Source organism: Nitrosomonas sp., from assembly GCF_019752415.1.
Classification (GTDB): Bacteria; Pseudomonadota; Gammaproteobacteria; order Burkholderiales; family Nitrosomonadaceae; genus Nitrosomonas.
The window spans coordinates 1-11,300 of record NZ_JAIEME010000070.1 but is presented as its reverse complement, the minus strand read 5'-3'; the positions used below and the strand labels follow the sequence as shown (position 1 = coordinate 11,300).

Annotated in this window: 9 protein-coding genes and 1 pseudogene; 3 read left to right on the top strand and 7 right to left on the bottom strand. The window is 44.0% G+C overall.

Going from position 1 to position 11,300, the window contains the following annotated elements:
• Position 1 precedes the first annotated feature (1 nt).
• Together K2P83_RS11400 and K2P83_RS11395 are read right to left on the bottom strand one after the other, a co-directional pair.
• A complete protein-coding gene (locus tag K2P83_RS11400; RefSeq protein WP_292929274.1) occupies positions 2 to 1,156 on the bottom strand; it encodes an efflux RND transporter periplasmic adaptor subunit in 1,155 nt (384 codons plus the stop codon).
• The gene (locus tag K2P83_RS11395; RefSeq protein WP_292929272.1) at positions 1,153 to 2,421 is read right to left on the bottom strand and encodes a TolC family protein; all 1,269 of its coding nucleotides are present in this window, start codon (positions 2,419 to 2,421) and stop codon (positions 1,153 to 1,155) included. The genes K2P83_RS11400 and K2P83_RS11395 overlap by 4 nt, the downstream gene beginning before the upstream one ends.
• Positions 2,422 to 2,692: 271 nt before the next feature.
• On the opposite strand from K2P83_RS11395, the gene K2P83_RS11390 reads away from it, so the two are divergent.
• Together K2P83_RS11390 and K2P83_RS11385 are read left to right on the top strand one after the other, a co-directional pair.
• The gene (locus K2P83_RS11390; RefSeq protein WP_292929270.1) at positions 2,693 to 4,720 is read left to right on the top strand and encodes a di-heme-cytochrome C peroxidase; all 2,028 of its coding nucleotides are present in this window, start codon (positions 2,693 to 2,695) and stop codon (positions 4,718 to 4,720) included.
• Positions 4,721 to 4,741: 21 nt separating this feature from the next.
• Positions 4,742 to 4,924, top strand: a complete 183-nt coding sequence (locus K2P83_RS11385) for a hypothetical protein (RefSeq protein WP_292929268.1) — start codon at positions 4,742 to 4,744, stop codon at positions 4,922 to 4,924.
• On the opposite strand, the gene K2P83_RS11380 is transcribed toward K2P83_RS11385, so the two are convergent.
• A complete protein-coding gene (locus tag K2P83_RS11380) occupies positions 4,919 to 5,269 on the bottom strand; it encodes a DUF3579 domain-containing protein (RefSeq protein ID WP_292929266.1) in 351 nt (116 codons plus the stop codon). The two genes, K2P83_RS11385 and K2P83_RS11380, sit on opposite strands and share 6 nt — an antisense overlap.
• Before the next feature lie 408 nt (positions 5,270 to 5,677).
• Here K2P83_RS11380 and K2P83_RS11375 point away from each other — a divergent pair, with 408 nt between their 5' ends.
• A complete protein-coding gene (locus K2P83_RS11375) occupies positions 5,678 to 6,715 on the top strand; it encodes an aminopeptidase (protein WP_292929264.1) in 1,038 nt (345 codons plus the stop codon).
• Positions 6,716 to 7,275: 560 nt separating this feature from the next.
• On the opposite strand, the gene K2P83_RS11370 is transcribed toward K2P83_RS11375, so the two are convergent.
• The 4 genes and pseudogenes from K2P83_RS11370 to K2P83_RS11355 all read right to left on the bottom strand — a co-directional run.
• Positions 7,276 to 8,061, bottom strand: coding sequence for an aldolase (locus K2P83_RS11370; RefSeq protein WP_292929262.1), 786 nt, complete (start codon positions 8,059 to 8,061; stop codon positions 7,276 to 7,278).
• Between the two features lie 61 nt (positions 8,062 to 8,122).
• Entirely contained in the window at positions 8,123 to 8,527 is a 405-nt protein-coding gene (locus K2P83_RS11365) for an RNA-binding S4 domain-containing protein (RefSeq protein ID WP_292929260.1), read from the bottom strand.
• 45 nt (positions 8,528 to 8,572) lie between these two features.
• A pseudogene (locus K2P83_RS11360) lies at positions 8,573 to 9,226 on the bottom strand (hypothetical protein); the annotation flags it as partial.
• Positions 9,227 to 9,465: 239 nt separating this feature from the next.
• The coding region (locus tag K2P83_RS11355; RefSeq protein ID WP_292929258.1) for a calcium-binding protein at positions 9,466 to 11,300 on the bottom strand (1,835 nt) is incomplete at its 5' end.

The following is an 11,300-nucleotide window of genomic DNA, read 5'->3' as shown; positions in this document are numbered from 1 at the left end:
GCTACTCCAGCTCAGCAAGCTTACGCTCACTATCTAAATGAAAGGCACCTGCGGTTACGATACGTTGATCAATCGTCACTCCTTTTATGACCGGGCGTAAATCAGCCACTTCAGGACCCAATTCAACGGGCACGCGCTGAAAACGGTTATCGCCTAATGCGATAAAGACATAATCCAGATTTAACTCCCGAACGATTGCCGATTCAGGAACTACTAATATTTTGTGTTGCGGATCGGTAATGTGCATATTCGCCAACATATCCGGTTTAAGCTTGCGATCTGGATTTTCCACCATAACCCGGGTCATCACGGTACGGGTTAAGCGATTGATCGTATCGGAAACAAAGATGATCACGCCATCCATCAGTTGAGCTCCTAATGCAGGCACTTGAATTTCGACATGTTGCTCCAAGTGAACATCGCGAGCAATTTGCTCAGGTACATCGCCGACAACCCAAACATGTGACAAATCTGCGACTTGGAAAAGTGGATCAGAAGGTTGCACTACCTGACCTATCATGACGTTACGTGCGATCACGTAGCCTTCGCGAGTTGCCTTGATATCCATCCACGGCAAGATTTTTCCTCGTTTCTTCAGTTCTTTTAATTCCGGATCGCCCATTCCAAATAATCTAAGTTGATCTGTTGCTGCGCTTAACTCGGCTAGGGCAATTTCCAACTCGGATTGCCGCCGTTCCACTTCAGCGAGCGGGATTACATCGGCAGCCAGCAAGTGGTGCGCGCGTTCGGTTGCCTTTTGGGTGACTACAACACGCGATAAAGCACGTAGATAGGCGAGCTGGGCTTGTGTTAGATCCGGGCTGGTGATGCGCGCCAATCGATCGCCTGCTTTAACATAATCGCCCAGTATCACAAACATATCGATGATCCGCCCTGTGACATAGGAACCAATTTGTGCGGTTCGTTCTTCATCGACTTGAACTCGACTGGGCACAAGTATTTTATCGGCAAGATCAATGAGCGCTGGCTGCCCAATCTCTATCCGCCCTTCCAATTCGGGGCGAGCTGTGATGCTGTTGATATCACGCTCTGCTGTAGATTGTTTCGGAGCTTGTTCTTCCGAAGCTTTATCGCAGCCAATCAGCAACGATGCGGCGATAACAATGGAACCAATGATTGATAATTTGAATTTCATTCTACAAGTAACTCCTTGGGATAATGTGCGCGTAGACGGTCAATTTCTGCAGCGGCGGATTGCAGATCAAAACGTGCCAGCAACGAATCCCCTACAATTCCCCGGAGTATACGTTGTGTGTCCAAAAACTCGAGGAGCCCGCGTTCGCCGAATCGATGTGCAGCTCTGGCAACTTCTACCGCATTTTCCGCCTCTTTGAGCAACCCGCCTTCAAACATATCTACTCGGCGTTGTGCAATCTGCATCATCTGCCATGCCGATTCGAATAATTGCCCGATTTCATAGCGGCGAAATTCGAGCGTATCGCGTATGCGAGCAGAATCGTAAATGGCGGTATCAATTTCACCACGACGACGATACCACAGTGGAATTCGGATACTCATACCAGCCATATTAGAGGTAAATTGCGCATCTTGATAATTGGTGTATAACACGTTGATTTGCGGCAATACCGAAGCCTTTTCCTGGCTGATCCGTTGGGTGGCGCGTTCTTGCTCAGCCTGCAGCCGAACCACATCAGGATTAACCTGAGGAACTTGAATACGCAGCTCCTCCAGTGGCGGCAAATTGACGGGGTCTTTTAAGGAAGCGTTAATTTCGAAATCAACGGGTATTGCTCCGGCTGTAAACTGCAAGAGTGCTATGCGTGCGCGCTGCACGCCCAATCGGGCTGCTTCCTTACGATTCGCGGCGTTTTGTACTTCAGTATCCGCACGGATTAATTCAAAGCGCGCGGCTTCACCCCTTTCAACATTGATTTTGATACGCCGCCGCACATCATCGACTAAGTCATAGATATTTTGCTCCATGGCAAATTGCTCTTGCCTAAGCAATAACTCATAAGAACGTACTCGCAGTTGCGCAGCCAAGTCGGCGCGTACCTGATCAAAGCTCGCGCGGCTGGCGCCTACGATTGCTTCAGATGCACTGATACGTGCGCTACGCATGATAGGGTTCTCGATCGGCTGATTGACCGTCACTGAGCGCTGCATCGAGGTAGGTCCGGTTATCGCTAATGAATAACGATTACTATCGGGGCCGGCTGTCACAGTGACTTCAGGGTTAAGAAACGCAGCAGCGGCTACCACACCTGCCTTAGCCATTTCGACTTGCGAACGAGCAGCAAGTACAAGACCGTTGGCTTGTAAACCCAGTCTCTGTATTTCATCAATTTTGAGTTCGGCTGTTTGTTGGGCTAATGTGGATGGAGACGAGAACGCAAAGCTTAAACTAAGTAATAAGTACCAAAATGTAGATTTCTGCATAGTGCCCTTTCAATTATTACAGAGATATGATGTCATTCACATATTCTTCACATAAAATTAGCTGCTAATAATATAGGAATTTTACGTTTCAGCAATCTTAATATTAACGATAATAAGGTCTTTTATTAATATTTTGAAGAAAAAATCAGAATAGCTAATTAACAAAAGCCCGGAATTTACCAAAACAATCCTGAATGATTGCTGAACGATGACATAAATCCATATGCATTCGAAACCCTCACATCACTATCTGTACCAAATAAAGCTTTTGATGCTGATTCTCAGCGTATTAGCCATTATGTGGCTGGTTACAGGACTATCCTGGCGGACTTATGAATTGCGTGACAATGATCCTAACCGTGGCGCTATCACAAATGGTATCGATAAATTCGACGATCAATTTTCTCAAACAGTTTATCTTGATCAAGGCTGGTCTGCGGCTGATAGTTTGTGGTTCTACAATACGTCACAAGGTTCCAATTTATTACCTTACAGTTTTTTTCTGGCGCTGGAACAGTCCGATTCATCAGCATTGTTCCGCAGCGATGAAAACATTGATCGCTATGGTTATCTGCCGCAACGGCCAACCATCAGCAACCCGGATGGTCTGCCTGTCGGGATGGTACGAGATAAGTACCAAGGTAAGGCATATATGGGATTTACTTGTGCTGCCTGCCATACGACCCAGATCAATTATGCCGGCACCGGAATTCGTATCGATGGTGGCCCGGCGAATTCAGATATGGAGTCCTTCATGATCGATTTGGCAGCGGCGCTGTATGCTACTTTAGAGGCCCCAGAAAAACTTGATCGCTTTGTTTCTAATGTAATAAAACAAGGCCATTATACGAATGAAAGTGAGATATTAGCCGATCTCAAAAAATATGCTCAGCGTATTAAAACGTATACCATCATTAATACGCCCCGGGACACCAAACGTCCGTTAACCCATTATGGCTATGCGCGCCTCGATGCATTTGGACGCATCTATAACCGCGTGCTCGAACACATTATGAGTGCGCAACAATTGCGCGAATTACTGGCTGAAATACTTTCTCCGGCTGAACTGGCTAAAGTGATGGCTGGCATTGAACCCGTGCTTAGCAGCAGTGATCGCGACCATGTTATCGAACGAACCCAAGCATATTTGACTGACAAACAAATCATCAAATTACGCAAAAAAATCTATAATCCGGCTGATGCCCCGGTCAGTTATCCGTTTCTGTGGGATGTTCCACAGCATGATTATATCCAATGGAATGGCAGGGTCGATAACAGCGGATTGGGTCCAATGGCACGTAATGCGGGTCAACTGATTGGCGTATTCGGCACACTGGATTGGCAGGAAAAAGATGGTTTCACCCTATCTTCAGTGCTCGGAGGACAAGGATTTGGCTCCAAACATATTGATTTTCAATCCTCCATCGATATTCGGAATTTGCGCCGCGTAGAAAACCATCTGCGCAAATTAACCTCACCACTTTGGCCTGAACATATTCTGCCAAAGATTGACAAACAACGCTCAACTAAAGGCGCAGAATTATTTTCTCAATACTGCGCATCGTGCCATGGTCAAATAAATCGAACCGATCCAGATCGCCGCGTCGTCGCTAAAATGATTTCAGTCTCTTCCGTAGGAACGGATTCTAAAATGGCTGCAAACAGCATAGATTTTTCGGGCTATAGCGGTATTTTATTGAATCAATATGTTAGCGTCGGTACCGGAAACATCTTATTACAGCATCAAGCACCAGCAGTCGCTCTATTGACCTCCGCTACACGCAATGTAATCACCACACCCGATCGCGACAAATGGTTTATACGACGATGGATAGAGCGATCGTTTGATTTTGCCTATACATTTTTTGATAATGAAGTGCAATCTTCTCTCAAAAATGGAAACTACACGCCCGACACAACTGCTAAACCTTTTGCTTCGGTAATGGCTTATAAAGCACGTCCACTCAATGGAATATGGGCAACCGCCCCGTACTTACATAATGGTTCGGTACCGACACTGTATGATCTGCTTTTGCCGAAGAGACGAGTCAGTGATCCGGTAGAAGGGGAGTATCGGCCAGATGAATTTATAGTTGGTTCGCGTGAATTCAATCCAGAAAAAGTTGGCTTAAAATCGACAGGCTACGATGGCTTCTTGTTTCGCACCAATATTTGGGGTAATAACAACAGTGGGCATGAGTATACCTCTGGCCGCACACCACAACCGGATGGAACATTCCTACCATCATTGACTAAAGAACAACGGCTGGACTTGCTGGAGTACCTTAAGTCTTTATAAGCAACATAAGGAAAAATGCTTATGATTCCATCTGCTTTTACTGCCGAAGACCCAGAAAATCTGAATAAAGCACCCCGCCGCAAGCAGCAAGGTATTAAAATCGCTCTTCAGACTGCTGGTTTTCAACCAGCCTTAGCCCCAAGGGGCGAGGAATTAAACCCGGAAGAGATTAAAAAAACATGTTTCCAAAAGGCGCATTCATAGCGCGAGTTTCAGCTCTCTTACTGGCAATGCTTCTTCTGGAACCGCTACAGGCTCATTCAGGTAAATTACTTTTCTTCTCGATACCACTTTGAGCTGGTTGTCACAGGCAAAATCCATGATGAAGTTGTAGGCGCCCGGATTACTATTTTTTAACACTGTTTTTACCCGCACACCCACTTGCCCCTCATGTATGACCGGTTGAGCATGCTCCGAGTATACCCAACGCCCATGACTATCATAACTGGCAAGGGCTCCGCAGAGCCTTTCTGACCAATCACTCGGACGAAATGGCCGGCCATTAGGGATAACACCCAGAATCAACCACTCTTCAGGTTCAGACTTCATATGCAATGCAATAGAAAGAAAAATTAAAGTTGAGAAACAGCATGAACTGGGGCCATGACAGTTTTTTTGGACTGGTGTGCCGGAATAATTTGGTAAACTTTTCTGCAGTCATGCCAAGAATTCAGGATAAGAATCTTATTTTCTTTAAAATCCTAATGGTTATAACGGCATGACTTTAAGAAAGTAGAGAAAATTTCCAATAGAATGCAGAAGTAACTATGGAATTAACCTGGAAAATTAGGATCTGATGTTTTACAACTGAGATGGCTCACACTGAGTGAGCTGTTACAACCAAATTATTTGAGAAAAATTAAAAAATAAGTATGGTATTTTATTCCATATCTTATTATTTCTATTTCATTAGGAGCTCACGTGGCTTTGCGAATTTCAATTAACTTAAGACTTGCTATGATTGTAAGTCAGGTTATCTGGCTTAGTGCTTGCGCCAATCTCTCCTACTATGCTCAAGCCGTTGATGGGCATTTTAATGTTCTACACCGTTCGCAACGGATCAGTACAATTCTTGCTCACCCCGAAACAGATCCAAAACTAAAGCACTCACTGAACAAAATCGTTCAGTTGCGTGAATTTGCCAGTCGTGAATTGAAGTTACCGGATAACTTGAGCTATACCAGTTATGCGGATTTAGAACGCCCCTACGTAGTATGGAATGTTTTTGCCTCGCCGGAGCTTTCCATGAAACTCAAAGAATGGTGTTTTGTACAGGTGGGTTGCGTCAATTATCGTGGCTTTTTTTCGCAAGCAAAAGCAGAACAGTATGCGGAGGAACTTAGAAATGAAGGTTATGATGTTTATGTCGGTGGAATCCGCGCTTATTCCACTTTAGGCTGGTTCAGCGACCCGGTATTAAATACCTTTATTGGATATTCGGAAATGAATCTTGCCCGCTTGATATTTCATGAGCTCGCTCATCAAGTAGTTTATGTGCCTGGTGATAGTGTTTTCAATGAGTCTTTTGCTACCGCAGTTGAACATGAAGGTGTCCGGCGCTGGTTTGTGAATAATGGCACAGCTTTTCAACAAGCTGAATTAAGTTCGAGACAAGACAAAGAAGCAGTTTTCATTGATCTGGTATTAAAACATCGCAAACAGTTACAAGAAATGTTCCGTTCGGATATCAGTGACATTGAGAAACGCACCCAAAAAGCACATATTTATGAGGAACTCTACAAAGAATTCTTGCGCCTGAAGGCCGACAAAGCCGAATTCAGCAGTTATGATCAATGGTTTGCGCAGCCATTAAATAACGCATTACTGGCAACTGTTTCGATTTATACCCAGTTACTACCCGCATTCCAGGCAATCCTCGTACAGCATGACAAGGATATGGAAAGATTCTTTGATACCGTTACAAAAATTGGCAAGCTTCCAAAGAAGGAACGAAATTTAGTGTTGCAAAAAGTTGCTGAAGGAAGTCCGGAATGAATAACTGTCGAGTGTTAGCCTAGCTCTAGACTAACAGACACAATCTGTTAGTCTAGCAAGATGCTAAGAAACAGTAATTTAAATAAAAAGAGCTTACGCAAATAGCATAACTATCTGATTGAATTTAATGATACTGTATATTTTGGTAAAATAAATTAGTGAACCAACACCAAAAACCGTGTATTCTGTTCGTTGTATCTGCCAAAAGCAACTGCCACATCTGTCTCCTAGCTTGAGTCATCCACAATGGTGAGGATATAAGTTTTGCTTGATGCGTACCGGCGGTATAAACCCAATTCTCTAATGTCTGATTGGGAATTCCCATCAATTTGGCTGTCGTCACGCAAAGTTGACCGCCCTAAACAAATCGAAATGCCTCTATTTAGTATTGTAGCATCTAGATGCTTTAACCTTTTCTACTGTCATTTCTTCATCTCCTTAGCATGAATTGTAATCTCAGTTAAGAGATACGTTTCTACAGAGAAAAACCAACTTTAGATTCGCGTCAACACAGACATGGAATTCTAAGCGATTTTCCACTGATTTCATGGATCTTTCCCTCATTCCAGGCAATCCGTATTCATTCTCAGACTGCGGCGCGCATAGTACGCAAAACCTACGGCGTTTCGCTGTCCACGAAGAATCCAATCATGGGCTTCACGCCCTAAATCAGAATTGATTGGCTGAATCTTACCTGCCGCAGCGGCAAGCAAATGCATTCGTGCCGCCCTTTCAAAAGCAATGGATAAGATACAGCCCTCTTCAATACTCGAAGCGGCAACCAGCAGGCCATGATGCGCCAACAGTAAGGCGCGTTTGCTGCCAATGGCTTTGGAAATCATCTCGCCTTCTTCGTTTCCTACCGGTATACCCGGCCACTTGGGCAAGAAAGCTACGTCATCATATAACACGCAATTATCCATGTGCGATATTTCCAGCGGTACCTCCAACATACTGAGTGCAGCAGTATGCACTGCGTGCGTATGAATAATGCATTGCACATCAGGTCTGGCGCGATATAACCATGAATGAAAACGATTGGCCGGGTTTGCCATACCCTCTCCTTGCAAAACTTCCAGGTCTTCATTAACGAGCAAGAGATTGCTCGCACAAATTTCATCAAAACCAATACCCAGTCTCTGAGTCAAATACGTTCCTGGTTTCTCGCCGCGCGCGGTGATTTGTCCTGCCAATCCCGAATCGTGTCCGTTTTCAAACAAAATACGGCAAGTCAGCGCCAATTTCTGTGTTTGCGTGTAATTTGTTCCTTGAAGATGCGTATCCATCAGAGCAAAGGATTGCTTGATTAATTGTTCTTTGTCCAGATTAAAAGTTTTATTATTCATGTTTTCTCACTTGGGTTGTTCTTCTTAATCAATATGAAGTCGGCGGTTTTCTCTTGTAAGTTCAAGAATCGTCTTGAATGGAAATAAACCGTTCAATTTCACGCCGATCGCGCTTGGTTGGACGGCTTTTGGTAAAAAGTGGCTGCGGTTGCATTTTTAATCTGGCTGCCAGCAATTCTCGTTGTTTGCGGCTTTCTTCGGTTTCTTTGTAGAGCTGCTGTGCCTGCGTTGCAGAACCACGCTTATTAGATAATCCCAATATTTCAATGTGATATTGATAATTATTAATTCGAACTGTCAATATATCCCCTACTGCAACTACTTTGGCAGGCTTTATGCGATGGCCGTTTACAGTAATCCGTCCACGATCAATTGCTTCGGCTGCCAATGAGCGCGTTTTAAAGAAACGTGCTGCAAATAGCCATTTATCAATACGATGTTTCTCTATGTTTTCATCTTGTTGCATTGTAAAGTTAATCTATTATATTAGTATTAATTTGAACTGTTGAAATTATCTTGTTTTCCCAAGTGACAGTAGGATACAAAGAGCTGGTGTAACATTCTGACCAAAACGGTCAATCATTCTATGCTACTCCAAATAACTCGCAAGATAGCGTGTTGCTACACCATGGAACTTCGTCATCCATTGTCTGAGCCCACTACCATAAGCATTAAGGAAACTCTGAATAACTGTCATTTCGAGCGTAGCAAGAAATCTATTACGTTGACTCATAAAGATTCCTTAGCACTCGGAATGTGATAAACATCGTTAATGACTCGTTGACCTGCGGCAATGTTGATTGGACAATGAACAATTTTGCATTCCTGGTGATCTGTTTGTAGGTGGGTACCATCTGTGCAGAGAATAGTATCCTTGCTTAATAACAGGATAAGCACTAAGCCGATTTGCTCTGCGCTTGCGTCAATGAGTGTACGATCAACCGTTTAATCCTGACGATCACGTATCACTAGCACAGGTATCTATTCTTTTGCTGCGCCTCGCTTGACAGCTTTGCCGCCTCGTTTACGCACGGATCTCAGTAAATGACGTATTCCCTTAAAAGATTCCAGAAAATACATTTTGTCAGCTTCAACAATGCCATTCATTTTGTTAGATTGATGGGATTGCGGATACTCGCAAAAAACGATGATGCCATTTAAAGCTCATGTATTTGGTTATTCGAATGAGGAGTTGACCCCGCAGAGATTAAAAAATATCCCAAGAAACTATTCTCAGGGAGAAGAATGAAACACATGAAAGACTACCAAGGCTAAATGTTAAAGCGCAACTTTAAGCCTTTTTAATCATTCCAAAAAAGTATCTAACTAAATAATCAATACATATAGCGCGCTCTAATTGATTTTTCTTTCATCTTCAAAAGCTTTTCGAGTGCCTACTTTAACCTAAATTACAACAATATCTGCATTAGTCATTCCCAAACCAATACCAATCACAGCAATCTGTACTGTAGCGCCCGCACCGATGCCATCGGAATCGTATAACAATACACCGGTCACATCGTTGTAGATGATGAAATCATCTTCGTCCAATGCATTCGTGCCGATACGAAATTGTCCAACTGCTAAAGTACCGGTGTCTGTTAGTGCTGTAAATACAGAATTCTCTAGCCTGATAGTGTCGTCAGCAACGTTATAATCAGTAATCGTATCAACATGACCAGTTGTTGTAAATCGGAAAGAATCGAGACCTAGTCCACCAGTGAGCACATTATCGCCTAGCCCGCCATCAAGCAAATCATCTCCCAAGCCTCCATCTAACAGATTAGCAGCAGTATTGCCTAGGATCACGTTTGCCAGGAAATTACCTGTACCATCGATGGTTGATATACCCGTCAGCGTGAGATTCTCAACATTATCTGGTAGCGTGTAAGTTACACTGCTACTGATTCTATCAATTCCCTCAACTAGATTCTCCGTGATGACATCACCTACATTATCGACGAAATAAACATCATTTCCTAGTCCACCGATCAGGCTGTCTGCACCAGCCCCGCCATTGAGTGTGTCATTACCCGCTCCACCAGTGAGTACATTGCTTGCAGTATTTCCTAGTATAGTATTCGCCAAGTCATTGCCTGAGCCGTCGACAGCTGATGTACCTGTCAGCGTAAGGTTCTCAATATTGGCTGAAAGCGTGTATGTTACGCGGCTGTTGACTTTATCAATGCCTTCAGCCAGATTCTCTGTAATAACATCATCGGTATTATCGACTGTATAAACGTCGTCTCCTAATCCACCGATTAGGCTATCTGCACCAGCTCCGCCATCGAGTATGTCATTACCTGCTCCACCGGTAAGCACATTACTTGCAGTATTTCCTAGTATATTATTCGCTAAGTCATTGCCTGTGCCGTCGATGGCTGATGTACCTGCCAGCGTAAGATTCTCAACATTGGCTGATAGCGTGTATGTTACGCGGCTATTGACTTTATCTATGCCTTCAGCCAGATTTTCCGTGATGACATCACCGGTATTATCAACAGTATAAACGTCGTCTCCTAATCCACCGATTAGGCTATCTGCACCGGCTCTGCCATCAAGTATGTCATTACCCGCTCCACCAGTGAGTACATTGCTTGCAGCATTTCCTAGTAGAGTATTCGCCAAGTCATTGCCTGTGCCGTCGACGGCTGATGTACCTGTCAGCGTAAGGTTCTCAACATTGGCTGAAAGCGTGTATGTTACGCGGCTGTTGACTTGATCAATGCCTTCAGCCAAGTTTTCCGTAATGATATCACCGGCATTATCGACAGTATAAATGTCGTCTCCTAATCCACCGATCAGGCTGTCTGCACCGGCTTTGCCATCAAGTATGTCATTACCTGCTCCACCAGTGAGTACATTGCTTGCAATATTTCCTAGTATAATATTCGCCAAGTCATTGCCTGTGCCGTCAATGGTCGATGTGCCTGTCAACGTAAGGTTCTCAACATTGGCTGAAAGCGTGTATGTTACGCTGCTGTTGACTTGATCAATACCTTCATCCAGATTTTCCGTAATGACATCATCGGTATTATTGACAGTATAAGTGTCGTTTCCCAACCCACCGATCAAAACATTATTCTCAATGTTACCGGTCAAACTATCGTTGAAGCTGCTGCCGATCAGATTTTCGATGTTAGCCAGCGTATCCAGTCCAGCGCCTATCGTATTTTGTTGCGTCGTGATAGCCAGTGAAACGGTTACCGGAGCAGTAGCATTCTCATAACTCACGGTAT